The sequence below is a fragment of the Lewinella sp. IMCC34191 genome, assembly GCF_003390935.1.
Classification (GTDB): Bacteria; Bacteroidota; Bacteroidia; order Chitinophagales; family Saprospiraceae; genus Neolewinella.
This window is the reverse complement of record NZ_QNQZ01000002.1, coordinates 654,316-681,032: the sequence shown is the minus strand read 5'-3', so window position 1 is coordinate 681,032 and position 26,717 is coordinate 654,316. Positions and strand designations below refer to the sequence as shown.

The 26,717-nt window shown below is 57.0% G+C and carries 25 protein-coding genes; 7 read left to right on the top strand and 18 right to left on the bottom strand.

Annotated elements, in window-relative coordinates:
- Positions 1 to 201: 201 nt before the first annotated feature.
- From DRW39_RS07270 to DRW39_RS07240, 7 genes are all read right to left on the bottom strand, one after another.
- The gene (locus tag DRW39_RS07270) at positions 202 to 744 is read right to left on the bottom strand and encodes a hypothetical protein (RefSeq protein ID WP_116106345.1); all 543 of its coding nucleotides are present in this window, start codon (positions 742 to 744) and stop codon (positions 202 to 204) included.
- On the bottom strand, positions 731 to 1,210 hold the full coding sequence (locus DRW39_RS07265; protein ID WP_116106344.1) for a hypothetical protein: 480 nt from the start codon (positions 1,208 to 1,210) through the stop codon (positions 731 to 733). The genes DRW39_RS07270 and DRW39_RS07265 overlap by 14 nt, the downstream gene beginning before the upstream one ends.
- Positions 1,211 to 1,428: 218 nt before the next feature.
- Complete coding sequence (locus DRW39_RS07260; RefSeq protein ID WP_116106343.1) at positions 1,429 to 2,721, bottom strand: hypothetical protein; 1,293 nt, start codon at positions 2,719 to 2,721, stop codon at positions 1,429 to 1,431.
- A gap of 225 nt (positions 2,722 to 2,946) precedes the next feature.
- On the bottom strand, positions 2,947 to 3,597 hold the full coding sequence (locus DRW39_RS22205; protein WP_157975982.1) for a hypothetical protein: 651 nt from the start codon (positions 3,595 to 3,597) through the stop codon (positions 2,947 to 2,949).
- A gap of 464 nt (positions 3,598 to 4,061) precedes the next feature.
- A complete protein-coding gene (locus DRW39_RS07250) occupies positions 4,062 to 5,063 on the bottom strand; it encodes a T9SS type A sorting domain-containing protein (RefSeq protein ID WP_116106341.1) in 1,002 nt (333 codons plus the stop codon).
- Between the two features lie 49 nt (positions 5,064 to 5,112).
- Entirely contained in the window at positions 5,113 to 5,985 is an 873-nt protein-coding gene (locus DRW39_RS07245; protein WP_116106340.1) for a pirin family protein, read from the bottom strand.
- 68 nt (positions 5,986 to 6,053) lie between these two features.
- Positions 6,054 to 8,072 (bottom strand): T9SS type A sorting domain-containing protein, encoded by a 2,019-nt coding sequence (locus DRW39_RS07240; RefSeq protein WP_116106339.1) that lies wholly within the window; start codon positions 8,070 to 8,072, stop codon positions 6,054 to 6,056.
- 287 nt (positions 8,073 to 8,359) lie between these two features.
- On the opposite strand from DRW39_RS07240, the gene DRW39_RS07235 reads away from it, so the two are divergent.
- Positions 8,360 to 8,857 carry a hypothetical protein gene (locus DRW39_RS07235; protein ID WP_116106338.1) on the top strand — a complete coding sequence of 166 codons (498 nt, stop codon included), beginning with the start codon at positions 8,360 to 8,362 and terminating at the stop codon, positions 8,855 to 8,857.
- Here DRW39_RS07235 and DRW39_RS07230 read toward each other — a convergent pair.
- The 4 genes from DRW39_RS07230 to DRW39_RS07215 all read right to left on the bottom strand — a co-directional run bounded on the left by DRW39_RS07230 (position 8,817) and on the right by DRW39_RS07215 (position 13,030).
- On the bottom strand, positions 8,817 to 9,401 hold the full coding sequence (locus DRW39_RS07230; protein ID WP_116106337.1) for a GNAT family N-acetyltransferase: 585 nt from the start codon (positions 9,399 to 9,401) through the stop codon (positions 8,817 to 8,819). The genes DRW39_RS07235 and DRW39_RS07230 overlap by 41 nt on opposite strands.
- A gap of 1,271 nt (positions 9,402 to 10,672) precedes the next feature.
- A complete protein-coding gene (locus DRW39_RS07225; RefSeq protein WP_116106336.1) occupies positions 10,673 to 11,635 on the bottom strand; it encodes a transketolase family protein in 963 nt (320 codons plus the stop codon).
- A 123-nt stretch (positions 11,636 to 11,758) separates the two neighbouring features.
- Entirely contained in the window at positions 11,759 to 12,613 is an 855-nt protein-coding gene (locus DRW39_RS07220; RefSeq protein ID WP_116106335.1) for a transketolase, read from the bottom strand.
- Between the two features lie 225 nt (positions 12,614 to 12,838).
- Positions 12,839 to 13,030: a CsbD family protein gene (locus tag DRW39_RS07215; protein WP_116106334.1), complete on the bottom strand. Its 192-nt coding sequence runs from the start codon at positions 13,028 to 13,030 to the stop codon at positions 12,839 to 12,841.
- A gap of 126 nt (positions 13,031 to 13,156) precedes the next feature.
- Between DRW39_RS07215 and DRW39_RS07210 the strand changes: the two genes are divergently transcribed.
- Together DRW39_RS07210 and hisS are read left to right on the top strand one after the other, a co-directional pair.
- Complete coding sequence (locus DRW39_RS07210) at positions 13,157 to 14,332, top strand: hypothetical protein (RefSeq protein ID WP_116106333.1); 1,176 nt, start codon at positions 13,157 to 13,159, stop codon at positions 14,330 to 14,332.
- Between the two features lie 864 nt (positions 14,333 to 15,196).
- Positions 15,197 to 16,546, top strand: a complete 1,350-nt coding sequence (gene hisS / locus DRW39_RS07205) for a histidine--tRNA ligase (RefSeq protein WP_116106332.1) — start codon at positions 15,197 to 15,199, stop codon at positions 16,544 to 16,546.
- A gap of 65 nt (positions 16,547 to 16,611) precedes the next feature.
- Here hisS and DRW39_RS07200 read toward each other — a convergent pair whose 3' ends face one another.
- Positions 16,612 to 18,750: a carboxy terminal-processing peptidase gene (locus DRW39_RS07200; RefSeq protein ID WP_116106331.1), complete on the bottom strand. Its 2,139-nt coding sequence runs from the start codon at positions 18,748 to 18,750 to the stop codon at positions 16,612 to 16,614.
- Positions 18,751 to 19,210: 460 nt separating this feature from the next.
- Between DRW39_RS07200 and DRW39_RS07195 the strand changes: the two genes are divergently transcribed.
- Entirely contained in the window at positions 19,211 to 20,908 is a 1,698-nt protein-coding gene (locus tag DRW39_RS07195; RefSeq protein ID WP_116106330.1) for an ArnT family glycosyltransferase, read from the top strand.
- Between the two features lie 9 nt (positions 20,909 to 20,917).
- The gene (locus DRW39_RS07190) at positions 20,918 to 21,916 is read left to right on the top strand and encodes a glycosyltransferase family 2 protein (protein ID WP_410503594.1); all 999 of its coding nucleotides are present in this window, start codon (positions 20,918 to 20,920) and stop codon (positions 21,914 to 21,916) included.
- A 16-nt stretch (positions 21,917 to 21,932) separates the two neighbouring features.
- Here DRW39_RS07190 and DRW39_RS22200 read toward each other — a convergent pair whose 3' ends face one another.
- A complete protein-coding gene (locus DRW39_RS22200) occupies positions 21,933 to 22,100 on the bottom strand; it encodes a hypothetical protein (protein ID WP_157975981.1) in 168 nt (55 codons plus the stop codon).
- Positions 22,101 to 22,225: 125 nt separating this feature from the next.
- Between DRW39_RS22200 and DRW39_RS07185 the strand changes: the two genes are divergently transcribed.
- Both DRW39_RS07185 and DRW39_RS07180 read left to right on the top strand, forming a co-directional pair.
- Positions 22,226 to 22,498, top strand: a complete 273-nt coding sequence (locus DRW39_RS07185; protein ID WP_116106328.1) for an HU family DNA-binding protein — start codon at positions 22,226 to 22,228, stop codon at positions 22,496 to 22,498.
- 86 nt (positions 22,499 to 22,584) lie between these two features.
- Complete coding sequence (locus DRW39_RS07180) at positions 22,585 to 23,274, top strand: SDR family NAD(P)-dependent oxidoreductase (protein WP_116106327.1); 690 nt, start codon at positions 22,585 to 22,587, stop codon at positions 23,272 to 23,274.
- Here the strand turns inward: DRW39_RS07180 and DRW39_RS07175 are convergent.
- From DRW39_RS07175 to DRW39_RS07155, 5 genes are all read right to left on the bottom strand, one after another.
- Complete coding sequence (locus DRW39_RS07175) at positions 23,271 to 23,879, bottom strand: uracil-DNA glycosylase family protein (RefSeq protein WP_232830087.1); 609 nt, start codon at positions 23,877 to 23,879, stop codon at positions 23,271 to 23,273. The two genes, DRW39_RS07180 and DRW39_RS07175, sit on opposite strands and share 4 nt — an antisense overlap.
- 5 nt (positions 23,880 to 23,884) lie before the next feature.
- Positions 23,885 to 24,901 (bottom strand): DUF3078 domain-containing protein, encoded by a 1,017-nt coding sequence (locus DRW39_RS07170; protein ID WP_116106326.1) that lies wholly within the window; start codon positions 24,899 to 24,901, stop codon positions 23,885 to 23,887.
- A gap of 64 nt (positions 24,902 to 24,965) precedes the next feature.
- Positions 24,966 to 25,814, bottom strand: coding sequence for a mechanosensitive ion channel family protein (locus DRW39_RS07165; RefSeq protein ID WP_116106325.1), 849 nt, complete (start codon positions 25,812 to 25,814; stop codon positions 24,966 to 24,968).
- 8 nt (positions 25,815 to 25,822) lie between these two features.
- Positions 25,823 to 26,080, bottom strand: a complete 258-nt coding sequence (locus DRW39_RS07160) for a hypothetical protein (protein ID WP_116106324.1) — start codon at positions 26,078 to 26,080, stop codon at positions 25,823 to 25,825.
- Positions 26,081 to 26,086: 6 nt separating this feature from the next.
- Complete coding sequence (locus tag DRW39_RS07155) at positions 26,087 to 26,677, bottom strand: RNA polymerase sigma factor (protein WP_232830086.1); 591 nt, start codon at positions 26,675 to 26,677, stop codon at positions 26,087 to 26,089.
- Positions 26,678 to 26,717: the final 40 nt, after the last annotated feature.

The window sequence follows — 26,717 nt, the reverse complement described above, 5'->3', positions numbered from 1 at the left end:
TCACGGCCGGACGGGGGAACTATATTCCAAAGATACTTAGTCAACCCGCTCGAAGCAATGCTGGTGTAAAAGGAGCCACGGTGAAGGTTCCAGTATGACGCTTATTGCCGTAACTTAATGGAGTTGGCACATTGTTCAGCGAATTTTTAATACTTAATCGACATATGTACTTCTGAGCCAGCCCTTTCACTTGATACTTAGTCAGGCTCTTATATTTATACTATTTGATACCTTCTTTGATTCTTGTACTCGCTTTTCCAAATCAGTTATAATTTTATGTTCTAGCTCTTTGGAATAAATCCTCCACCAATAATGGGCTGGCAGCTCACTTTTACTGTGCTCTTCCAGTCGATACATAAGCTCAATGCTTGGATTATCCTTTCCGTTTATAATTCTACTGAGTTTAGTGTAATGTAGATCAAGATCAGCAGCAAAAGACTTGTTACTTCGATTGATAATGATCGAGTACTTTTTTAGCTGGCTAGCAAAACTGAAGGCCGGATCAAACTTACCGCCGTCAAAGTAATCCAGTATGCTATATTTCATCTGCATTAGGTCGCCAAATAATTTTTGTTCTTCTGTCAATGACTGAATTTGGTTCAATCTCAATTCTCGAAATTCACGCTCAGCAGCCTCGTTCTCTTCAGCACTTAGACTATCGTCATTAAAGACGAAGCTTTCTGCTATTTCTTCGTCGGTGTATTTTTTGCGAAGCTCGTTATATACTTCTTCACTCGTCTTCATCGTAGAGATAGTTTCTGATTAGTAAATCCGAATCGCGGCCCTCAATTGCCAAAAATCTGCCGTATTGTCGAAAGCCATATTTGTCCTGATAGAGTGGTATAAGCCTTGTTTTTGGTTTGAGAGATACGAATCCATTGTATCCCCGATCGAATGAGATCTTACAAGCTGTGGCGATGAGACAGCCCGCGATATTGTTGATTTTCTTTTGTCTACCGACGTTCGTCTGTGCGACTTCGATAAGATTAAGGTGAATCCTATATTCGTCCTGCCGATCAATCAAAGACATCAGACCGAGAATCTTATCGTTTTCATTTTTAAGGAAAATTTTAAGCACTTCATATTGCTTTTCATCTTCCCATTTAAAAATATAGTCTCTTGTGCGTCTAATCTGAGCAAAATCTGAATCTACAAGCTTAGCGATGACTGCAGCGAGATGTTGACCAGTCTTTGCGTCTTTCAGCGTCATCGAGTTCAGATTGACTCTAAGATACAACTATTTACGGTTTACGTCAACTTTTATTTGATAATGGCAAGTCGTGCTGTGATTTTGCCCAACGGGGGCGCCAACGCAGGCCGGTTGTACCAGCTAGCATTTGGAACTGAACTAGCTTTAGGTGAGCTATAAAGGCCATCTCGAAACCAAAAACCACCATAACCGGCTTGACGATGGCGCGGTGTTGGCGATTATAATTGTAAGTTTGAAAACTGAGCCAATTGTATCTGGGGAAACTTTTCAATCGCCAGCTTTATTAATTGTCGGTGATCCTCATGGCCTCTCCTACGGTCATATGTTTGGCTATTTTGATCAATTCCTTCAAACAGCTTTACAAGATGACCTTCTGTAAATTGTTCTATAAACGGGATGATGTACAATCGAAATCGTTTGTTTGCTGAGTCGTAAGTGTTACTAGTCGTGTAGTGATGAATACAAAAAGATAAAGCCTCATTGGCATAGCCTTTTTCAAAAGCTATTTCTAATAATTCGATCATTGGCTCGTCTTCTACGATAAATTCTAAATCTACATATTGAGAAACAAACTGTTTAACCTTTTCAAAATGACTTACAAACGAATTTGCTAAGAACCAGCCTTTCACAAATGACCGTCTTGATTTATCAGCTCTGTTTTCTATCTGAAGTTTTGCGGATTGTTCTAGTGGTGTATAGAAAGCCTCGTGCCTGCTATAGAAGTCAATTAGCCTATCAACATTGTTTATCCCAACTGTATCTGAAAAATACATTATATGCTCTATATAATAATTCAATATGCTTTCGGACTTATACTGAATTATAGACTTTAGAGCTTGATAATTTATCAACCTATGTTCAGTGGCTTCGGCATTATCCAAGACAAATACAAATTTCCATAAATCTTTAAAAACAGCTTCTAAGGCTCTTTGACTTAATTTTTTAAAATACTTAGATTCCAGATATCTATTTAGATCTATCTGCGTTACAAATACAGATTTTTTGACTACTAGATCTTGGATTAAATTCAAAAACACTTTCCTTGAAAGGATCGGCGATCGTAAGAATAGCCCCTCGGCCATATTTCTTATATGTGCCCGGGCTGTTTCTCTATTGGGTTGATAGAGTTCAAATTCATTGGTAAGAACTGGATGTGCACATAAGTGCCTATGTTTTTCAAGGAATATAATATTTTCATGAGTGCCTATATCAAACAAGTCTGTTCTCTCACTCACCATTTCAATAAGGCCCTTTTCCCAATCTGACGATTTAGGGTTTTTTGATCTTATTTGCTCAATTTCATCAAGAATGGATTGCGCTGTTGAATCAGAGTACACTTCCTTTAATTCTGTCAATTTGAAAAGCACATCGCAAATCACAACGCTATACAATAGAACTAAGGTTCCACGATAATTTTCATTATGATAAGAGCTTGCTACTTCTTCAAAATATTTTGAAGTTTTGTTGAAATAGAAATTTTCTTGCTGCAGATCAATTGAGAAATCTTTCATTCCTAATTTTAATTGTTTTTGTTAAAACTCATTATAATGGGACAAAGAATAATATCGGAATGCTATAAATAAATTATAAACTAGCTTTAATGACAAGTTTAAAATAATCTGCTAATTTACACAATTGTAAGATTCATTTTGCTGGTGACGCATAAACACCTAAATTGAAAATCTTAGTAAATGTATTTGAGTTGAAAATTCGATGCCAGCGTCTTGCATACAACACTAATGCGCATCATTATTTTTTGAATCACTATTCAAGTTTCTGTAACAATCCATAATCACCTTTAATTCATCAATCGATGGTTTGGTGTACATATTTTGATTATCAGGCTTACTCATCGCTATACGTACCGCTTGTCCAGGCGAAAGATTTTGATCTTCCTTTATAAGATCAGACACAGCATTCGCTAATCTTTCTTGACGTAGCGCAATCATAACTTCTCTATTGATATGCGGCATATCATGATAGTATGCCTGAACGTATTCATAAAATTCAATTAGTTTATTTTCATCGTTGAGTAAATTCAAAATCTCATCGAGACTATTGTCGGGTTGGACATTTCTCAATTGTCGCAAAATCTTATTGCATAATGCTTTAAATCCGTCTGTAGAAATATTTCCAACAATTCCACTTAAAGCAGCACCAGCTAGAAATATAAATAGTTCGTGTATTCCTGGCAGAGAGTACATGATTCTAACTCTGCCATATTTTTTCACCTGATCCTCATACCTTATTCTGTACTGATAGCCATATGAAACCGCATCTTCAGAGAAGTTATAAATTACAGTCGGTATACTAGGTACATTTCCACAACTTGTACATTTAGTCGACTCTCCATCGATAAATTCAGCACAGTGAATACATATTTTCATGACAAATAATTATTACTACATTAAATTTGGAACTACGCCGAAATTTTGCCATAATTTATGGCTGATTTGTTATAAGTTTTCATTGAATGTCGAATTCCTTCGGCTTGCCTTTAATGGCAGTTGTTTCGCCCAACAATCCTGCAAACGCATTGCGCATATACACCCAATGGCCCCGCAATTATTGACGGGTATACACTCTATGCAGCACCTAACACGCAACCCGAAGATAAAGCAAACCAACTCCGTAAACGGTCTATCCACTGACGGGTATATAGCCTCTACGCGATGTATTACGAAATAGGCTAGTGTACTAGGCTCGTCCATCTCAACCGAAAATGAATCTGGAATAGATGCCGGCACGCGTATCGTTGAATAGCTATTTACCTGCGCTCCGCCGCCCACTTCGGTACGACGAGCTCGCGCGCCTAGGGTCAGTGTGGGCTACTTGTCAAAGAATACGCCCCCTAACGCTTCACCACCCGGACCACCCTCCAAACTCCCTCCCCATCCAAGACGATCACCTGATACGTACCCGCCACCAGCCGCGATAAATCCAGCGGCCCATCACCGCCGACCCGCCGGGCCACCGTCCGCCCCAGGAGGTCGCGGACGACGATTTGGCGGATGACCGAACCCGGTGCCGGCTCCACGTGGAGGGTGGAGGCAAAGGGGTTGGGGTAGATGCGGCCTTTGAAGGCTTTGATGGTTTCTACGCTGCTGGGGTCCGTGTACCGAGCGATCAGGGCCTCGCAGTCTACGCCCCGGAAGCGGTAGTCGCGGGTAGCATCGCGGTAGCAGGTCAGGCGGTCGGGGCTGTAGAGGCCGATGTAGGTGAGGCCGGCAGTGGTGCCCAGCATGCTTTCCCGGCCCAGGGAACCAACACCCTGCAGGACCTGGCCCGGAACGTCGCCGCCGTATTCCGTGCCGTTGAGGAACCCCCACTGCGTGATATTTTCGTCGTAGGTGGTGTCCGGGTACGATACGTACTGGAGCAGGAGGTCGTCGCCCGCGATCGTTTCCGTGCGCACGCTGTCTACTTGGTAGGTGAAGGGGTCGTAGTCTTGGTTGACTGGATAGAAGAAGCCGCGAAAGGGTTGCTCGGTCACCACGACCGTATCGCCCGCCGCGACCGTGAAGTCGAAGATGAGGTGGAAGGAGTCCTGGATCCAGACATAGACCGAGTCGAAGTTGCCGGTCACGATCTCGCTACCGATGGGCTGCCAGACGCCGTTGTCGTAGAGGTTGGCTCCTTCGATCACCCGGGCCGAGCGGCCGGCCAGTACCGTGTCCCGATCCGCGGTGAATTGGATAGCGACCACCTCCAGGTTAGGCGTCTCGTCGCCGACCTCGTAGGTCCACGTCGCGCCCAGCGGAGCGAACTCCTGGGCCTTGACCCGATGACTGACGAGCAGTGCCGCGATAATGAGGGACAGGACAACGAAAAAGGGCAGAGGAGGGGTGTACATGGAACAGGGTAGGGTACCTGCCCAAGATAGGCCCTTGCGGCGGGCCGGCCTACTCCTCCACGTAGAAGCCGAACTTCCCCTGACCGTAATCGCGCATCGCCTGCATGATCTCCGTTTGGGTGTTCATGACGTACGGACCGTGGCTCACCACCGGTTCGCCGATCGGCGCGCCGCTAAGGATCAGGGCGCGGGCGGTATCGCTTCCGGTATTAAATAGCCGGATGCCCTCGCCGTCGTTGCGGTAGTGGAGCAGGGTGCGGGCAGGGTTGTCGAATCCGGAGGAGGAGGCGATGCCGCCATCCAGGAGGTAGGCGGCTAGGTTGTGGTCTTCCGGTACGTGCAGGTCGGCCGTCGCGCCGGGGGCGAGGGTCAGTTGCCAGGCGTTGAGCGGGGTATAGGTTCGGGCCGCTCCGGGGGTGCCGTCCAGGTTGCCGGCGACCACCTTTACCTGCGCTCCGCCGCCCAAATCCACGGTGGGGATGTCCGCTGCCTTGAGGTCCTGGTAGCGGGGCTGGACCATCTTATCGTCCGGGGCGAGGTTAACCCAGAGCTGGATGCCCTCCAGCGTGCCGCCGGTCTCCATGAAGGCCTTGCTGGCGCGCTCACTGTGGATGATGCCGCGACCGGCCGTCATCCACTGTACGTCGCCGGCCTGCAGGTAACCGGTGTTGCTGCGGCTGTCGCGGTGCCGGATGCCGCCCCGGTACAGAAAAGTCACCGGCTCGAAGCCGCGGTGGGGGTGGGGGCCCAGGTCAAGCGGATCGCGTCCGCCGGCCTCCACCGCCACCGGACCGAAGTGGTGCAGCAGCAGGAAGGGATCGACCTGGTCCACCCGCTGCGTGGGCAGGGGCTGGTAGACCTTCAGGATGCCCATGCTCAGTTCGTGGGCGGGCAAGACGTTGGCGACGGTACGGTAGTTCATGACAATTCGGTGTAGCTACATGAATAACCCGCAACATCGTCCGCTGGTTGCCCGCCCCCGAGCTACCGCTATCGTCTGTGGATCATCTTACCGGTGGCGGTGTACGTACCCGCGCGGAAGGTGTAGTAATAGGTGCCGTCGGGCAGGCCGCTCGCCTGGAAGGGGAGGGTGGTCTCGCCGGCGGGGTAGACGTTATCGGCCAGTTCGGCGACCTGCCTACCGGCCACGTTGAATACCCGAAGGGATACGTAGCTGCTGGTCGGCAGGGTGAAGGCGATGGTCGTCTGATTACCGAATGGGTTCGGGAAGTTTTGCCGGAGGGTATAGCCGTCGGCCGGATGCAGTATGCTGACGGAGGTACTCGTGGTGTCGACCGTACACAGGGTGGCGGCCACCAGTGAGGTGGAATCCGGGGCGTCAGGGTAGTTCTGGATGGCGATCTTGTCGAGCAGGGCGCCGTCCTCGCGGTAGGCGATGGTCAGTTCGTGGTCTCCCGGCTCGAGGTCGAAGCTGCCCATGCGCTCCCACTGCCAGCCGGTGGTGGTCAGGCCGTTCTGCACCGAGAAGTCGCCGTCGTCCACCTTTACCCAGAAGGAGTCATCGTCGGCGGAGGGGCAATTCACGCGGCCGTAGACCGTGAAGGAACCGGAGGTATCGACGGAGAAGGGCAGGACGATGTAGGCCGATGAATCCGTGGGGGCTTCGGGGACGGACCCCAGACCGGCGGTCACCGTCAGGTAGCCGGTGTTGGAGGCGGCTTCGTCCATGCCGAGCACCCAGTCCGTACCGATGTAGGGCGCGCATTCGATCTCGTAGGTCTGCAGGCGGTCGCCCGTCGTATCGCGGGCCGGGAAGGTCGCATCGTCCGTGCCCCACCACTCGTACCAGCGCTCGTAGTTGACGTCTTCGTAGGGGTGGACGGTGACGTCGGTATTCGCGTCCTCGTTACCCAGCATGAATTTCTCCACGAAGGCCTCCACTTCTGGCATCTGGACCTCGGGCAGCGCGCAGTGGCCGTGTCCGCCGACGATGGAAAAGCCGAAGCGGTCCTCGACGCCGAAGGCCTTCCAGACCTCGTGCGCGGCCCGACTGGATACATAGCCCGACTCATCGGCCAGCCATTCGAAGTCCGGATTGCCCAGTACAAGCAGTGCCCGTGGGGCCACCATCGCCATCAGCTCGTGGTGATCGTAGGGGAGGCGGGGCACGTCATTGGTGAAGTCGAAAAGATCCTCGATGAACCACGCCCGGCTGGTGTTGCCCAGTGTCTCGACGTTGCCGAGGGTCTCGGATACCCGCCAGGCGGCGGCGCCACCCCCGCCCGACTCCTGGGCGATGGTGAGGGCGATGCGTTCGTCGAAGGCACTGGCGAAGAGGGCCATCTTACCGGCGAAGGAACAGCCCGTCACCGCGAGGTGCTGTAGGTCGACCGGCACTTCGCCGGCGACCAGTTCCAGGCCGTCGATCAGTCGGCTGACGCCCCACGACCAGGCGCTGTACGCGCCGATGTAGGTTAGGTCGGGATAGAGGGAATTGATGGGTTCGTTGCCGCGGGTCTGGGTGTGTGCCATCACCTGGCCGAAGTTGAAGCCCATGCGGGCGATGTCGCGGCTGGCGAAGATGTCTACCGGGAGGCTTCCCGTAGGGCCGCCCATCCCGATGACCATGGGGAAGGGACCGTCGCCCTCCGGAAGAACGATTTGGGAGGTCAGGGTCAGGGTGTTTTCCCCCACGGTGACGTTGACGGTGAGCATGCAGTCCGCCGGGGTGTAGGCGGCCGTGAGCTCATCCGGCGCGCCGGGTTTCTCGCCGATCTCGTAGTGCTCGATCTCGGCGCGGATTTCGTTGCGGCGGCATTCCCAGTTGGCGAAGATGAGGTCCCGGGTGGTACCGTCGGACGACAGGAAGGGATCGGTGAGGGGTTCCACGACGGGCAGGTCCTCCAGGGCGGGTAGGGTCGGATCCGGGCAGTCGGCACCGGTGTTTTCCTGGTCGTACACCAAGGGAACGTCCTGGCTCTGCAGCGTCCCGACGGACAGCAGGGCCACAAGGGGGATGAAAAATAGGCGGTATAGCATTTTTTGCATGGGTGGTTATTATGATCGACAATCGATTGTGTGAAACTAGTGCACGGAGTTAGCCGTTTCAAGTCACATACCCTCATTATTCTACAATATTCTGCGCTGAATCGATAGATTAGAACATTTGATAGATCATTCGGGGCATATTCCATCAATAAATTGCTTGTGCTCTGCCGGAGATCATGTGGAGAATTATTTGCACCTTTCTCTTCATGATCGCGAAGCCCCCTTGCTATTCCAATCAAAAGGCGGTACATTCAGAGCGCCTTCGTCGATTTGCTAAAACCAACAACATGCTTTCTACCCGCCTAGCCCTGGCCGTCCTGTGCCTTGCGCTCACCCTGTCCGCCTGTAGCGATGACGATTCGCAGCTCCCGGTCGCCGGCGTCGATGCGGAATTGCTGGTCGACAACTACAACTACTACCTGGACGACGACGCCCCCGAGGCCGACCGTGCCTTCGCCGCCATCGGCGAGATCACGGAAACCCGCATGCAGGAGATGGGCGAAGAAGATCGCCTGTCCTTCACCTTCACGCCCGCCAAGAAGAAGGGCTCCACCCGCCAGATCACCGTGGACGTCGAGGAAGCCATCCACTTTCCCCCTGCCATCGACCGCGCCAAGCTCATCTACCTCGGCGAACAACTCATCATCGTCGACCTGGAGAGCGACTTCTTCCTCCACCTCACCGACGGTGGGGAAAATCTCATCCCCCAGCTCCCTTATACCGAGTGCAACGACCTGCGGCTAGCTATTCAAAGCCCTCCATCCCGTCGCGCCAATTCCAAATAACGAGTACCCAGTTCCGCCCGTCCGGCGACTGGAAGCGGTCCAGCTCCTCGAAGCCCACTCGCTGGTGTACGTGTAGCGACCGCGTGTTCCGCGCGTCCACGGCGGTGACGCAGTACGTATACCGCAGGTGGTAGCAGGCCCGCATGTACTTATACATGCGATCGGGCAGCTTCTTCCCCCGGGCTTCCTCGGCCACGCAGATCTGCCCCATGATGAGGTATTCGCTATCCCCGAGCAGTTTCCCGCGGTGCATCAACCCGTCCTGCCGCTTGATCAAAAACGTGAGCGCCGACACATCCTCCCCAAACGATCGGTCCATCGCCAGGCAGTACCCCAGCACCGTCCGTTCCCGTATCGCGATCACCGGGGCGGCGGTCTCCGCCATCCGCTTCAGCAGGGACAGGTCGTGGGTAGCCGTCACGAAGCCTTGCGTGCTCGCGGTATCGGCGTCTACGCTTTCCATGAGGTTGGCCTTCTGCAGCTGCAGGATTTGCTTTAGCTGGTAGTCTTTGCGGGCCAGGGTCAGTTTGATGGGTGCTTCCATGGGGGGGATTTAATTGGTGAAGTACTGAATTTTTGAATTAGTGAGGCGTGGGGTAAGGACTGAATGGGTGAATTAATGAAGGACTGAATGGCTGCCGCGGTAGGGGGCTCGCTTTGCTCGTTTTCGCCTGCGGCGGGGTTCTCACGTAATTTTGATCGGCTCTGCTCGCTTCGCTCGTTTTTGCCTGCGGCGGGGTTCACACGGATTTTGCGGATTAGGGCACGGATTCGCACGGATTTTGGTTGGTTCTGCTCGCTTCGCTCGTTTTTGCCTGCGGCGGGGTTCACACGGAATTTCGGTTGGCTTTGCCCGCTTCGCTCGTTTTCGCCTGCGGCGGGGTTCACACGGATTTCGCCGATTAGGGCACGGATTCGCACGGATTTTGGTCGGTTCTGCTCGCTTCGTTCGTTTTGCCTGCGGCGGGGTTCACACGGATTTTGCGGATTAGGGCACGGATTCGCACGGATTTCGGTCGGCTCTGCTCGCTTCGCTCGTTTTGCCTGCGGCGGGGTTCACACGGATTTCACGGATTAGGGTATGGATTCGCACGGATTTTGGTTGGCTCTGCTCGCTTCGCTCGTTTTGCCTGCGGCGGGGTTCACACGGATTTCGCGGATTAGGGCACGGATTCGCACGGATTTTGGTTGGCTTTGCTCGCTTCGCGTCGTTTTCCTCTCCCCCGTCCTATAACCACGCGGCGAATGGGGGAGGGGCCCATATTTGCATGGCGCGAGGTGACTTACCGGCTGTATTATCCGTGAGATAGGTACTGTTCCGGCCCGGTGAAGTCGCTGCGGCTGGATAGCTGGCGTTACGGGTTGCCGTAAGCTGGTTAAAGAAGAGCAAACAGGCCGAGTCACCCCTCTCCGCTGGAGAGGGGCCGGGGGAGAGGGTAGTCATCAAAGATCCAATTCCATTACAAGCAAGTCACCTAAACCTACCCTGCGGGGAAAAATCCGTGTGTAATCCGTGCAAAAAATCCGCGAAATCCGTGTTGAGCCCCGAGCCGAAGGCGAGCAAAGCCGTGCGGCAGCCAATTCACTCATCTAGTCCCTCAACAATTCACCCTTACCCCCGAGCCGCAGGCGAGCCCCCCACACCGCAGCCAATTCACGAATTCAGTCCTTCAAAAATTCACCAAATAAAAAAACCGGTCCCCCCGAAGGAGAAACCGGTTTTATATATCGATCGCGGTTACCCGTCGGCAGACGAACGACCATCAGCCAACCCGCGGTACGGCTGATGCCCCTTCGGCGGACGACGGGACGACGTTACTTCCGCTTCAGCACCCGCTTCACCGCGGCAACCACGTCCGGCGTATCCAGGCCGTACTTGGCGAGGAGCTGGTCGGCGGTGCCGGATTCGCCGAAGGTGTCGTCGGTGGCGACGTACTCCTGCGGGGTGGGGGCGTGCTTGCTGAGGCACTCGGCGATGGCGCTTCCCAGGCCACCGTACTTGTTGTGCTCTTCGCAGGTCACGACGGCACCGGTTTTCTTGGCACTGGCGATGACGGCCTCCTCGTCGAGAGGCTTGATGGTATGGATGTTGATCAGGTCGACGCTGATGCCTTCCTCCTCCAGCTGACGGGCGGCCTCGACGGCTTTCCACACCAGGTGGCCGGTGGCGAAGATGGTCACATCGGTGCCCTCGCTCAGGGGCAGCGCCTTGCCGATCTCGAACTTGGTATCTTCGGGGATGAAGACGGGCCAGCCCGGACGACCGAAGCGCAGGTATACGGGGCCGTGGTGCTCCACGATGGCCTGTACGGCGGCGGCCGTCTGGTTGTAGTCACAGGGGTTGATGACGGTCATGCCCGGGAGCATACGCATCATACCGATGTCTTCCAGGATCTGGTGGGTCGCACCATCCTCACCGAGCGTCAGGCCGGCGTGGCTGGCACAGATCTTCACGTTTTTATCGCTGTAGGCGATCGACTGGCGGATCTGGTCGTAGACGCGGCCCGTACTGAAGTTCGCGAAGGTCGTCGTCACCGGGATCTTACCACCGGTAGCCAGGCCGGAGGCGATGCCCATCATATTGGCTTCGGAGATACCGACTTGGATAAAGCGGTCGGGGTAGGTATTGATGAAGTCTTCCGATTTCATCGAGCCGCGCAGGTCGGCCGTGAGCATGACGACGTTGTCGTGCTTGTCGCCGGCGGCTTTGAGTCCGGCGCCGAACCCGTCGCGGGTGGCTTTCTTACCGGTTGATTTTAATTTATCGAGGGATAGCATGTTGATATACGATTTTTGATTTACGAAATACGATTTACGGTAGGTGCTACAATGGCGATGGACTAGCGACGGTCTGCGTGCGGGCAAATCGTAGATCGTACATCGACAATCGTAATTCGTAAATCAAATCCCTTCAGCGGCGAAGTCACCCAGGGTTTCTTCCAGCTGGTCCAGGGCGGTGTGCGCCTGCTCCTTATCGGGAGCCTTACCGTGCCAGTGGTGGGTCCCGACCATGAAGTCCACGCCCATACCCATTTCGGTATCCATGACGATGCAGGTCGGTTTGCCGTTGCGCTTGGCGGCGGCTTCCTTGAGTACCTTGACGGTTTCCTCCATGTCGTTGCCGTTCATGCGCATGATGTCCCAGCCGAAGGCCTTGTACTTATCGGCGAAGCTGCCGAGTTCGAGAACTTCCTGGGTAGGGCCGTCGATCTGCTGGCCGTTGTCGTCGATGATGAGCACGAGGTTATCCACCTTGTTGTGGGGCGCGAAGAGCGCGGCTTCCCAGATCTGGCCTTCCTGCTGCTCGCCGTCGCCGGTGAGGACGAAGACGGTGCGGTCATCGCCGTTCATTTTCTTGGAAAGCGCCATGCCGATGGCAACGCTGACACCCTGGCCGAGTGAACCGGACGCGACGCGTACGCCGGGCAGTCCCTCGTGGGTGGTGGGGTGACCCTGCAGGCGGCTGTCGATCTCGCGGAAGGTCTTCAACTCCTCCTTGGGGAAGTAGCCGGAGCGGGCCAGCACGCTGTAGAAAACGGGCGAAATGTGGCCGTTGGATAGAAAGAAAACATCCTCGCCCTGCGCTTCCATATTGAAGGAGGGGTCATGCTTCATCACCTCGAAGTAGAGGGCGACCAGCAGGTCGGTATTACCGAGGGCGCCGCCGGGGTGGCCGCTCTGCGAGAGATACACCTCCCGGATGATGTCGCGCCGGACCTGGGAGGCTATTTTTTTCAGTTCTTGAATGTCTGCCATGTAATGGGGGTAATTGTGTGTGATTCCGTCCCTTGCGGGGAGAACCGCGAATTTAGTTAATTAAGGCTTGACCCTGGCTTTTGTTCCTTTAGATTCTCCACCGCGCAAGCTTTAGGCGTTTTTTGCGGCGGAGCGCAGGTAGAAAGCGGATCGTGTAAAACGAAATTACCCCCGCCCAGTATCCTGAACGGGGGTAAGACCGGAAGTTTTCCGATTATTCGTGATCTACAGGGAGTCGATCCAGTCCTTCACTTCTTGCTTGGACTTACCCAGTTTCGTTTGCAGGTTACCCATGAACTCGTCATGTTTACCTTCCTGGTAGGTGAGATCGTCGTCGGTCAGCTTGCCGTACTGTTGCTTGGCTTTGCCTTTGACCTGTTTCCAGTCTCCCCGCATTTTATCTCCACTTGCACTCATGATACTTGTTTTTGGTGTACTAATACAAACGGATGGGGGACGAGCGGTGTTCGACAACGGACTTGATTCCCTCTCCGCAGCCAACGCAGTGTAGTCACATTCAGTCCGCAAACCAACCGCTCCCGCATGCAAGACGGCCGCCGCCTCGCCGAACTAAGACGCTACGCTACCGAACTGTTACCCGAATACAACGACTGGGTTATAAGTCGTGGCTACCCCGCGGAGCAGGGCCGGCTCAACTTCCACCGCTCCCTCGTCGGCTGGTACGAGGCCACCCTACAGGCCGAGCGGCCCTACACCGGTGACATCATGGACTACGTCACCACCGTCGCTGCCGTCTACTTCGCCGACGGCCAGGTCCGGTCCGATCGTTTTCCGATGGGTAACGGCCCCCTCGACCACCTTCCCAAGCCCGTCCAACTCGACGAACGCGGACAGCGCATGCTCGTCACCCTTAACCAGGACGATGACTGCCGCCAGCTCCTCCTCCTGGCCGACTACCACCAGATGGAGCCCGCCGTCATCGCCCGCGCCCTCGACCGCGAAGCCACCCTCGAAGACCTCCCCGATGAGATCGCCGACTGCCGCGATGCCGTCACCGGCGACGACCCGGAAACCGCCCTCCGCTACCCATCGGTCATCCGCATCGCCGGCCGCCAGGATCTGATGGCCACCCTCGCCCGCGAAGCCCCCGACCCCGAACCAGATCCTGAATCCGACACTGCCGCCCCGGAAGCCACCGCCCCGGTCCGCGATATCGAAGAAGAATCGGAGGAGGTCAAGCTGCGTCCCCGCCGCCGCGTCAAGCTGCCTTCCCTGTCGGTGGGTATGCTCATCGCTGCCATCCTCTGCGGCGTCCTGGGATGGCTGGCCTACGACACCTTCGGCGGGGCCGCCCCCACGAGCCTCTACACCCGCGCCTTCGAGCCCTATCCCAACCTCTTCGCCACCACCCCCCCGCAAACCGACGACGAGCGCGACCTCAATCGCATCCTCTACTACTACGACCGCGGCGACTACCGCACCGCCTACGACGAACTCTTACCTACCGCCCCGGCCTATCCCGCCGCCCCCCTCTATCTCGGCGTGTCCGCCCTCGCTCTCGACGACCCCACCCGCGCCCGCCAGTGGTTCGCCGAGCTCGACGCCACCAGTCCCTACCGCGACGCCGCCGAATGGTACGACGCCCTGGCCCTCCTCGCCCTCGACCGTCGGGACGCTGGCCTGGCCGCGCTCGGTCGGATTGCGGATTCGCCGGGGCATCCGTTTGCCGGGCGGGCGGGTGAATTGTTGAGGGGTTGAATTAGTGAATTATTGAAGGACTGGATTAGTGAATTAGCTGCCGCAGGTGGATGCTCGCTTCGCTCGTAGAGGAATGGTGAGTTATTGAAGGACTGGATTAGTGAATAAGCTGCCGCATGGCTTTGCTCGCCTTCGGCTCGGGGCTCAACACGGATTTCACAGATTTTTTGCACGGATTACACACGGATTTTTTCCCGCAGGGTAGGTATAGGTGACTTGCTTGTTATAGAATTGGATCTTTGATGACTACCCTCTCCCCCGTCCCTTCTCCGCGCGGCGAATGGGGGAGGGGCCCCGTTTGCATAGCAGGAATGGTTCAGCCGAGGAGATCTTCCTGCTGCTTCATATTCCCAATTAGCGACATGGCCCGAACCTCCCTGACCTCACCGAGCCCGGACAGCATATTCAGCACCAACGGCCATCCCGGGTCTGTCACCCCTCTCCCCTGGAGAGGGGCCGGGGGAGAGGACCACGAGCCGCAGGCGAGCAGAGCCGACCGATACCACGAAGTAGCGGCGCAGCCAATCCGTGCCCATCCGTGCCCGAGCAATGCGAATCCGTGCCGGCGAAGCCAATCAGTGTGAACCCCACAAGCCGCAGGCGAGCAATGCTTCCCACGAGCGCAGCGAGCACCCCACATGCGGCAGCCCAATCACTAATGCAAAAATTCACTAATTCACCATTTTCCCACGAGCCGCAGGCGAACTGAGCCGGCAACGAGCGAAGCGAGCTCAGGCGTAATCCTTTACCCCCTTACCCCCCTATTCCCTTTATCCATTCCCCCACAAGCCGCAGGCGAGCAAAGCCAACCTTAACCCCTTGACCCCCTATCCCCTTAACCCCCTAACTCCTACCTTCGCCCCCATGAAACCGTCCATCCCCAAAGGCACCCGAGACTTTCTGCCCCACGAAGTGCGCCGGCGCAACTACATCTTCGATGTGATCCGGAAATTCTTCCATCGCTACGGCTACCAGCCCATCGAAACCCCCGTGATGGAAAACCTGTCGACGTTGACCGGGAAGTACGGAGAGGAGGGCGACAGATTGCTGTTTAAGGTGCTGAACAACGGGGATTTTCTCCGCAAGGCCGACGCCGGGAAGCTGGCGGAGCAGGACAGCGATGCCGTACTCCCGCAGATCTCGAAGCGGGGACTACGCTACGACCTCACCGTACCCTTCGCCCGCTACGTGGTCATGCACCAGAACGACCTGGCCTTCCCCTTTAAGCGTTACGCCATTGCCCCCGTCTGGCGGGCCGACCGGCCGCAGAAAGGGCGCTACAACGAATTCTACCAGTGCGATGCCGACGTGGTGGGCTCCGATTCGCTGCTCTACGAGGCCGAATTGACGCAGTTGCTGGATGGCGTATTTGCAGCGCTGGGACTGAAGGCCGTCATCCGCCTAAATAATCGCAAGATCCTGGCCGGACTGGCGGAGATCGCCGGGCACCAGGACCGCATGATGGACATCACCATCGCCATCGACAAACTGGACAAGATCGGTGAGGCTGGAGTAGAGAAGGAACTCCGGGAACGGGGTGTCGACGACGCGGCCATCGACACCATCAAGCAGTTCCTGGGCGTGACCAGCCTGGAACGGGTAGCCCCTTTGCTGGAAAGCAGCGAGATAGGACGGCAGGGCATCGAGGAGCTGCAAGCGGTCTTCGATACCATCGGCCAAACCACCAACAAAGTCGAATTCGACGTCACCCTGGCCCGCGGCCTCAACTACTACACGGGCTGCATCTACGAAGTGGCCGTCGATACCGACGCGCACCCTGGTGTCAAGATGGGCAGCATCGCCGGCGGTGGCCGCTACGCCGACCTGACCGGCATCTTCGGCGGTCGCGACCTGCCCGGCGTAGGCATCAGCTTCGGTGCCGAGCGCATCTACGACGTCCTGGAAGAACTCGATCTCTTTCCCGCCGACGCCAGCGAAGACCTGGAATACCTGCTCCTCTGCCTCGACGATGAGAGCCTCGCCCACGGCTTTGAACTGGTAGGTAAGCTTCGGCAGGCCGGTCGCAACGCCGATCTCTATCCCTCCGCCGCCAAGCTCGGTAAGATGATGAAGTACGCCGACCAGCGCAACGCCCCGAAAGTGATCATCATTGGTAGCGAGGAAGTCAAGACCGGCTCCTACTCGGTCAAAACGATGAAGACGGGGGAGCAGGAAACGAAATCGCTGAGCGAACTAGTGGCTTGGCCTAAATAAGATAGGGGGTAGCAAACAGCCTCTTGGCTACCAGCTACCCCCTACCGTACTACCTACTGAAAAACCTATTCCCGGTAACCCACCTTCGGCCCGGCTTCCAGCTCGAGCATGTCATGGACGATATTCACCGCCTCGCGGATATAGACGTCCTTGCTCACGTTCTGCTTGAAATCGTTGTTGCGGGCGGTCTTGCTTTCGTCGGCGAGGATGGGATCCAGGTCGGCGACCAGGTTGGATACGCCGGGGTTGACGACGGCGTCGAAAAGATCGTCGTAGGCCTCAGCTTCCTCGCGGGCGGTCCGCTGTAGCTCGGCGTAGTCTTCCAGGGCGAGGGGATAGGTATCCCGGTCGCGCTGCCGCTTGATGCGCTTGGCGTTTTCGGCGATGCGCTCGAAGGTGGGGCTGTCGGCGATGCGAACGGCGCTGCGCTCCTTTAGGTCATCCATGTGGCGGATGCGGTAGACATCCTGCTTGTATTTGGCGGGCTCGATCTCGGACCAGGCCAGGGGAGCGGTCTGCTCTTTCTCACCGGTTTCCAGGAGAGAGCGGCTGTTGGGGAGGACGATGTCGGGGACGACGCCACGGAGCTGGGTAGAGCCACCGTTGATGCGGTAGAACTTCTGCATGGTCAGCTTCACGGTCCCCAGGGGCTTGACGTCGTCGAAGCCGTTGATGGTGCGGTCCATATCGATGAAGCGCTGCACCGTTCCCTTACCGAAGGTGGAATTGCTGCCTACGATGACGGCGCGACCGTAGTCCTGTAGCGCGGCGGCCAGGATTTCGCTGGCACTGGCGCTGTACTCATTGACGAGCACGACCAGCGGGCCGTCATACTGGACGCGGCGATCCTTGTCCCGAAGAATTTCCGGCTTATTGTCGCGGTCGGCTACCTGCACGACCGGGCCTTCGGGGATGAAGAAGCCGGTCATGTCGACCACGTCTCGGAGCGATCCGCCGCCGTTGTTGCGCAGGTCGAGGACGATACCGTCTACGTTCTGTTCCTTCATTTTGTCGAGTTCGGCATCGATGTCCTTGGCGCTGAAGCGGCCGTCGTCATTCTGGAAGTCGGCGTAAAAGCTGGGCAGCAGGATGTAGCCCACCTTGTCGCCGGTTTCCTCGTCGTCGATGATGAGCGACTTGGCGTAGGTTTCGTCGATGATGATCACGTCGCGCTCGATGGCGATGTTCTGGATGGTGCCGTCCGGCTTCTTGACCTTCAGGTAGACCATGGTTCCCTTCTTGCCGCGGATCTTATCGACCACGTCTTCCAGGATCATCCCTTTGATGTCGACCAGGTCGCCCTCTTCCTGGCGGACACCCATGATGATGTCGTCCTCCTGCAGTTCCTTGCCCTTCCAGGCGGGGCCACCGACCACGATCGACGTGACCTTGGTGTATTCGTCGTTGGTCTGTAGCGTGGCGCCGATACCCTCCAGGCGACCGCTGAAGCGGATGTCGAAGGATTCCTTGTCCTTGGGGCGGAAGTAGCTGGTGTGGGGGTCGAAGACGGCGGTCATGGCATTGAAGAACTGCCCCTGCTTGATGCTGGGCTTCATTTCCCGCATGCGCTTGAACCAGTCTTCGTAGCGGTCGAGGATCTTGCCGCGGTATTCGACTTCGAGGGAGTCGAGGCTCGGGAAGTCGGTACCCGTCGTGTCCAGCTCGATCTCTTCCTGCTTATTGACGATCTGGGCGACGAGGTCACGCTTGGTGTAATCGTACCAGTACTGCTTCAGCTCGGCATCGTTGGCTACCCAGCCGGAATCTTCGTCGAGGTCGCGGAACTCGCCTGCGGTTTGCAGGTCGAAGGGTTCGGAGAGAATTTCTTCGTACCAGGCTTCGGTTTTGTCGAGGGAGGCCATCCACCGCTCCTGGACCAAATCGTAGAAGGTGAGCTCACCGGCCTTGCTTTGGTCGTCGATCTCCGTGCGGTACTTACTGAAGGCGTCGATGTCTTCCTGGGTAAAGAAGAGACGCGCTCCGTCCACATCGTTCAGATACTGATCGTATACGCGCTCCGAGAACTCATCGTCGATGGCTACCGGCTGGTAGTGGTAGTTCTCCAGATTGGCCAGCATGGTCCGCATGATCACGGACGGCGCGTCTCCGGGAGGCGTAGCCAACTTGTCCATGGGGTGAACGGCGGCAATCAACGCAAAAACTAACAGGAGAGCGGAAAAAAGCAATGATCCTCTCGACTTCATATATTTTCTTTTTGAAACTCCGGTTCGGTCCCCAGGATTGTTCGGCGCCCGCGGAGTTAAGATATTAATGTTCGGCGGCACTCCGTAGTTCAGCCGCCCGTACGGAAGCAGGCTGTTTAACATCACATTAATGGCGGCTGACCTTACGGTGACGGAGCGGCCTGCCCCGTGTACCCCATTGACGAAATGGTATCCGCTTACTCGCTAATTTATCCTGTTAATAATGTCTGCGGAAGGGTAGGAATCGTTGCATCGGGCGTCGATCTTCGCCCTCAAGCAGCGTACCGTACAGCAGCACCGCAGCCAAATAACGCGGCCGGGGCGGCCCGTATTTTCTGGCGGGAAGCGCAACTGCCCGACCAAAATTTTTCCTGCGCACCGTCCTGCACCGGGTAAGGTAGTACGCAAGCTAGCTCTTACCTGGCCGTTTACGCGCCGGACGATCCGGTAGCAATCAGGAATGTTCCTTCCACTCGCTTCCCGGCCGGCCGAAACGGAGCGACCTATCTTCGCGCCGGTGCGTAAGTGGTTCATCATCGCCGCAGTCCTGCTGCTGTTTCCCGCCCTGCTGATCAATCTGGGGCTCATGATCTTCATCGACGATGAGGGCATTCGGTCCTTGGTGGCGCAGGAGATGCTGTGGACGGGCAACTACCTGGTGCCTACCATGCACGGCGACGCTTACCTGAATAAACCGCCCCTGTGGAACTGGATCCTCTCCGTCAGCTTCGCCCTGCACGGTGAGGCCTCCGAGTGGGCGGCCCGCTTGCCCACAGTCCTCAGCCTCCTTTGTTTCGGGGTCACGACCTACTTATTTAGCAGGCGGCACTTTGGTGGGTACCTGGCCTTCATCCACGCCCTGTCGGTCGTCACCTGCGGCCGGATGCTCTTCTGGGACAGTATGCTCGCGCTGATCGATGTCTGTTTCAGCTGGTTGGTGTACACCCAGATCATGCTGCTGTACTACTTCGGTAGCCGCGGCCGCTGGTGGGAGGCCTTCGGGTGGACCTATCTGCTTACGGCGGCCACCTTCATGCTCAAGGGCTTACCGGCGATCGTCTTCCAGGGCCTGAGTATTTTCGCGATCCTAGGTTGTACGAGGTCGTGGAAGCAACTCTTCCGGCCAGCCCACCTGCTGACCGGCCTGGGCTGCCTGGCTCTGCTGGCGCTATACTACATCCCCTATTCCGAAGCCATCGACCTCGAGAAGGTGGCCCGCCGCCTTTTCGTGGAGAGCAGCAAACGCACCGCCGTAGCGCAGGGGCTCTGGGAAACCGTCGGCCACGTCTTCGCCTTTCCGCTGGAAATGAGCTACCACTTCCTGCCGTGGACCCTTTTACTTGTTTACTTGCTGCGGCGGGGAAGCTGGGCCCTGCTGAAAACGAATGATTTCGCCGCCTTTTGCCTGGTAGCCTTTCTCGTCAATATTCCGGTGTACTGGCTGTCGCCGAACGTGTATCCCCGCTACCTGCTGATGTTGTTTCCCCTGCTTTTCGGCAGTTTGCTCTGGCTGCACCACCTGCATGCGCGTGACCGCAGCCCGGTCTACCGCTACCTGCGGCTGTGCTTGCTGGCGGTCATGACCCTGGTAAGCGTAGGCATTCCCTTCGTGCCGCTGGTGCCGGATACGGCGATCGTCACCGCCCCCTGGGGCAAGAGTATCGGCCTGGCCCTGGCGGCGGGTGCCGTCACCTGGTTGGGCTGGCGCCGGGAACGCGACTTCCAGATCCTGTTCTGTCTGTTTCTGTTGGTCCTGCGAATTGGTTTCAATTGGTTTGTCCTTCCACCCCGGGCCGCGGGCGACGAGCGGGGGATCGCCGTACGGGAAACGGCGGAGCGCGTAGTGGCCGGAGCCGGAGAGGAGGGGCTGGGGATTTACCGCTTCAGCCTGATCGAGCCCGCCACCGGCTGGTACCTCACCCACGCGCGTGGGGAGATCATCCGCCGCGAGTACGGGGATTACAACCCCCGCAAATGGTACATCGGTAGTCCGATCCAGTATCCGGATTTGGAAATCGAGGCGCGGGATTCACTCTACCTCCGACACCTGCGGACCTACTACCCGGCCGGCTATCTGCGCGAAGCGGAGGCGCCGCCGACCGACGAGGACGAGGACCTGCGCGACGGTATGGGCAGCGGCGTGCCCATCGGGCGTTAGCCGGTGTATATTTGCCCCGTGGAATTATCGGTCATCGTAACTATCCTGAATGAGGTGGACAACATCCGCCCGCTCATCAAACGCATCCATGCGGCCCTGGAGGGGATGACGTATGAAATCGTCTACGTGGACGACGGCAGCACCGACGGCTCGGTCGCGCTGCTGAAATCGCTGGACGATCCCCGCCTCGTCGTGGTGGAGTTACGCAAGAACTACGGACAGAGCCTGGCCCTGATGGCCGGTATCGATATGGCCCGCGGCACCTACATCGCCACGATGGACGGCGACCTGCAAAACGACCCGGCGGATATTCCCGCCATGCTGGAACTGGTACGCGATAAGGACTGGGACCTGGTCGTAGGCGAGCGCATCAATCGCCAGGACGGGGCACTGCTGCGGAAGGTCCCGAGCAAGATCGCCAACTGGATCATTCGCAACCTGAGCGGCGTCCACCTGCGGGATTACGGCTGCGCGCTGAAGGTCTTTCGCGCCCAAATCGCGCGGGATCTGGGCATTTACGGGGAACTCCACCGATTTATTTCGGTGCTGGCCAGCCTGGAGGGTGCCCGTATCACCCAGATCCCGGTGCGCCACCACGCGCGGCAACACGGGCAGAGCAAGTACGGGCTCGGGCGCACCTTTCGGGTCGTGAGTGACCTGATCCTGATGCTGTTTTTGAAGAAGTACCTGCAGCGCCCCATGCACCTCTTCGGTCAGGTGGGGCTGGCCATTTTTGCCGGCGGTGCACTCATCAACCTATACCTGCTCATCCTGAAAATTGCCGGACAGGACATCTGGGGCAAGCCCCTGCTGATCCTGGGCGCCTTATTGGTGCTGACTGGCGTTCAGCTAGTTACGGTAGGGATCATCGTGGAAGTCCTGATGCGTACCTACTACGAGAGCCAGCAGAAACGACCCTATAAGATCCGGGAAGTGCGGCGGGCGGGCGACGTGGCGGAGGTTCACCCGCTGAACCTGTCGCGCTCCGAACAGCTGCGGGAATTGTAGACGGACGGACAGATTGCTACATCCGGTTGCCGAAGAGGTCACGGCTACCGCCGGCTTTCTTCTTGGGCACTTTGGTGGTCTTCATGATTGCCGCGCAACCCGATTTGCGGGCGCAGCCGGTGGAAAAGAGCAGCGCAAACCCTAGTAAAATAAGGAAAACGGGATAAACACTGAGCTTTTTCATACGTTTGTAGGGCTAACTTAGGCGAAATCGGAGAGATGCCCCGCGCACCATCCGAAAACCTAACGTAACCATAACCAGGCGGTAATTTTCTACCGCCGCATTTTAACAATCCAAATTATTCAATAATGAACAAAGGAGAACTCGTATCGTCCATCGCCGAAAAGAGCGGTCTGACGAAAGACCAAGCTGAAAGCGCCCTGAGTGCCACCCTCGCAAGCATCGAAGACGCCCTGAAGAGCGACGACAGCGTGAGCCTGGTAGGTTTTGGTACCTTTTCGACCAATCACCGCCCCGCTCGTGAAGGACGCAATCCCCGCACCAATGAGACCATTCAGATCGCGGCTAAGAACGTCGTTAAGTTCAAGCCCGGTAAGAAACTCAGCGAGTCGGTAAACTAAGCCAGCCGGTTTAGTCTTACGACCCTGAAATCCCGCGACCCGATCGGCACAGCCGGTCGGGTCGCTTACGTTTAATCCCTCCCGTTATGGCCACATACCTCATCGTGGGCGGCAGCTCCGGCATCGGCCGTGCGCTGGTCGACCAACTCCTCGACCAACAGCATACCGTGCACGTATGGGCCCGGCAGCAGCGCGACCTGCCCGCTTCCGTCTCCTTCACCTCCGTCGATGTCACGGCGGACGACCAGGATTGGAGTACCGGTTTGCCAGATGCCCTCGACGGCCTGGTATACTGCCCCGGCAACATCGACCTCAAATCTTTTCGGAGTCTCAAACCGGAGGCCTTCCGTCAATCCTTCGAGCTGAATGTGGTCGGCGCCGTCCGTTGCCTGCAGGCGGCGGAGCGGCCCCTGAAGCGGGGGACGAATGCCTCCGTCGTCCTCTTTTCCACCGTAGCCGTACAGCGCGGTATGCCGTTTCATGCAGCGGTCGCCGCCGCCAAGGGAGCCGTGGAAGGACTCACCCGCAGCCTGGCGGCCGAGTACGTCCCCGCTGTCCGCGTGAACGCCATCGCCCCGTCACTTACCGATACGCCCCTCGCGGAGAAGCTGCTGGCTACGGATGACAAGCGGGAAGCCAGTGCTAAGCGGCATCCGCTCCAACAGGTCGGGGCGCCCGAGGATATTGCCGCCATGGCCGCCTTCCTGCTGTCCAAGCGGGCCGCCTTCGTGACGGGCCAGGTGATCGGGATGGACGGCGGACTGGGGACGATCTAGCCGCCACCGGCCAGAATGCCCGCTACCAATTGCTGCAGGTGGGGGATGTTGGCTTCCTCAAACCAGGGGTTCCGGCGCAGGTAGATGCCGTTGCGCGGACTGGGGTGGGGGATCGGAAAGTATTCCGGCAGGTAAGCGGTGTAGTCGCGTACGGTGGCCGTCAAATTCTTTCCCCGCCGCGCGCCGAGGTAGTGCGCCTGGGCGTAAGCCCCGATCAAAATCTTGAGTTCCAGCTTCGGCATCATGGCGAGCAGCGGCTCCTGCCAAAGGGGGGCGCATTCCGGCCGGGGCGGCAAATCTCCACCTTTCCCCTTCCCGGGGTAACAGAGCCCGATGGGCAGAACGGCGAAGGTCGTGGAATCGTAAAACTCCGTTTCGCTGACACCCAGCCAGTCTCGCAGCCTCCTGCCGCTGGGATCGTCCCAGGCGACACTCGATTGGTGGGCCAACCGACCGGGTGCCTGGCTGATCAACGCGATGCGGCATTCGGGGTGGACGCGGAAAATCGGGTTCGGCCCCAACGGCAAGTGCTCGGCGCAGACGGTACAGTCCCGCGCCCGGCCGAGCAGCGGATCCGCGTATTTCGGATGGAAGCGCTCCGACACCGATCCTAGAAAGTGCGGGCGTAGGTGATCAGCAGTTGCTGGGTGACGCTGATGCGTCTACCGAGTCCCGCCGTACCGTTGGGTGCATTATAGTCAGTGATCTGTACCCGGATATCATCGTCGTAGAACAGGTTGACGAAAAGCGACAGGTGCAGGTTTTCGGTGAAGGCGAAGGCCAGCCCGTTTTGCCAGTCCACGTCGACGTTCTTCGGGTTACGCAGGTAGTTGGTATACAAACCGAGGCTGGAACTGAAGGTGGCCCGGTCGTCGGTCAGGAACCTGGTCTCGTACTTGGCCTGCGCCAGGGCACCCAGTTGGGCGTCGATCTTTTCGTATTCGGGGTAGATGCCGACGGAATTCGGTTCCCCGCTTACCTGGTTGCCGTGTACGCCGCGGGCGGCAATACTGTCGCTGGCGACGATGATGAACTTGGAACTGATGGGGGAGAAGAAGAGCGACAGGGCCGGGGTAGGCTGGTAGTCGATACCGATCGAGAAGGTCGTCGTGGCCGGAGCGAACAGCTTGGACAATGGGCTGCGCCCGGTATCCAGCCAGTCGGAAACGAAGTTGCCGGAGTAGAGATCGGGAAACTGGTAGGTCGGGAGCAACTGACTCAGGAAAGTGAAGTTAGCCGACCAGTACAGCTCGCCGCCCTCGCGGATCTGGTAGCCGTACTTACTGCCGACCCGCAGCTCGTCGATGTTTTTCTGGAAGGGGATCTTCTCGTCGGAACCCTGGGCAACGACGCCCGCACCGAGGCGCTGCAGGCCGAACTGCCACAAGAGGGTGTTGTCCCAGGTGCGGCGATCGCGCTTATACTTGGCGAATCCGTTGATGGCGGTACCGATTCCGAGACGGTTTTGCCCGGCGCCTTGCTTCGGATTGATCTGCAGCAACTGGGTCAGATCAAGGCCTATACCTGCGCCCCGCCGCCATCCTTCGGGAATTTCCTCTTCCGCGTCCTGCGCGGAAAGGCCAACTGAAAATAGGAGTAGGAGAGAGACGAGTAGCAAATGCTTCATGTCAGCTAAGTTGAAACGATAATGGGGGGATGCCTATCTGACGGCAAGAGGCGGCAAAAGTAACTTATTCACCCAAGTGGGGGGGCAGGGAAGGCCCCTGGTCGCGACGGCTGTGCATCTCGAAGCCGTCACTGCTGAGTTTGCTGAAGGGGACGGTGAATTCGGACTCCTCCGACCGCAGCGTGATGCTGACGCTGTTGAGCTGGATTACCTCGCCGCGCTTCCCGTCGATGCTGACCTCGTCGCCCACGCGGATCTGGTTACGGTTATAGAAGCTGGCCAGAATATTGCCCATGATGTGGCGGGAAGCCATGCCGTAGCCAATGGCGAAGGCCCCCGCGATGCCGGCAAGGATGATGCTGATGTTCGTCTCCATGAACTCCGTCTGCAACTGGGCCTGGCTCAGGGCGATCAGGATGATGTTGAGCAGGATGAAGTAGAAAACCGCGTTGGCGATCAGGTTGCCGGAGGGGATGCCGAGTGACCGGCAGGTCGTCTGCACCAGCCGCTTGATGAAGTCGGCCAGGAAGATGCCCCCGATCAGGATGAGGAAGGCTAGGATGGCGTTGGGCAGGTAGGCTACCAGGTCGGCCATCATGACCGAAAGCATATCCATACCGAGCGCCTCGACGGCGGCCATGGTAAACACGATCAGGATGAAGTAGTACACGGTGGCCGCAAGGATCCGGCTGGGTAATACGTTGATGTTCGCATTGCGGAACAGGTCGATCTGCAGCATGCGTTCCGTGAGGCGGTCCAGGCCGGAGGCGGCGATGAGGCGACGGATGATCTGGTACAGCCCCTTGGCGATGACGTAGCCGACCAGGAAGATGACGGCCGCCTTGATCAGGGCCGGAATGACGGTGAGCAGTTGGTAAGCCTGGAGGCGGAGTATCTCGAGCACGGAATCCATAGGGCTAATTAACGGATAATGTCGGGGTTCATGCCGGGCCCGGATGGTTCTTCGCCGAATGGATCGTCGTCGTCGAGTTCCAGAATGGGGTCCCCGCCGCCCATGACGTTGAGGGTATCGGCCAGGACGGGGCCGAATAGTTCGACGACGCTGGCGATGAGCTCGGCCGTCCGCAATTCCCGTTCCACCCGCTTGCGCACGGTCGCCTGACGCTCACCCGTGAAGGCGGCCAGGTCTTCATCCCGCAGTGCCAGGAAGTTATTCATGGGGGCTTAGATTGTAGGTGCGAACTGGAGGTCGTGTATCCGCTTGGCCTTTTCCTTTATCCGCTTCAATTGCATTTTTACCGCCGATTCGGTCTTGCCGAGCAGGCTGGCGATGGTTTTGATCTTGACCCCGTCTTTGTATTTCATGAGCAGGAGAGTACGCTCCGCTTCGGTGAGCTTACTCAGCACATACCGCAATTCGCTGATCTGCATGGTCATGAGGGCTTCGTCGGGCACCTCCTCGATCTTGTCGGGTGGATCTTCCAGTTCCGTAGCGAAGAGCTCCCGGCTACGCTTGGTGCGCCGGATCTTGTCGATGCAGAGATTGTACGTGATCGAGTACACCCAGGTGGAAAACTTGGCCTGCCCCTCGAATTTGCCCAGGCTGAGGAAGATCTTCGTGAAGATCTCCTGGGTAGCGTCTTCCGCTTCGCTCTCCTTGTGCAGCATGGTTACGGCCTTACTGTACACTTTACCGGCGTAGCGGTCGTACAGCAGCTGAAAGCAGGTAGCGTGCTGGTGCTTGCGGTAAGCCAGTACGATGTCCATGTCTTCCATGGCCGGTGTGCAACCGGTAAAGGGCGCTTCGGTGAGCATTCGGGTTTCATGCTTCGGGTAGCCGCAAAGGAACGGCGCC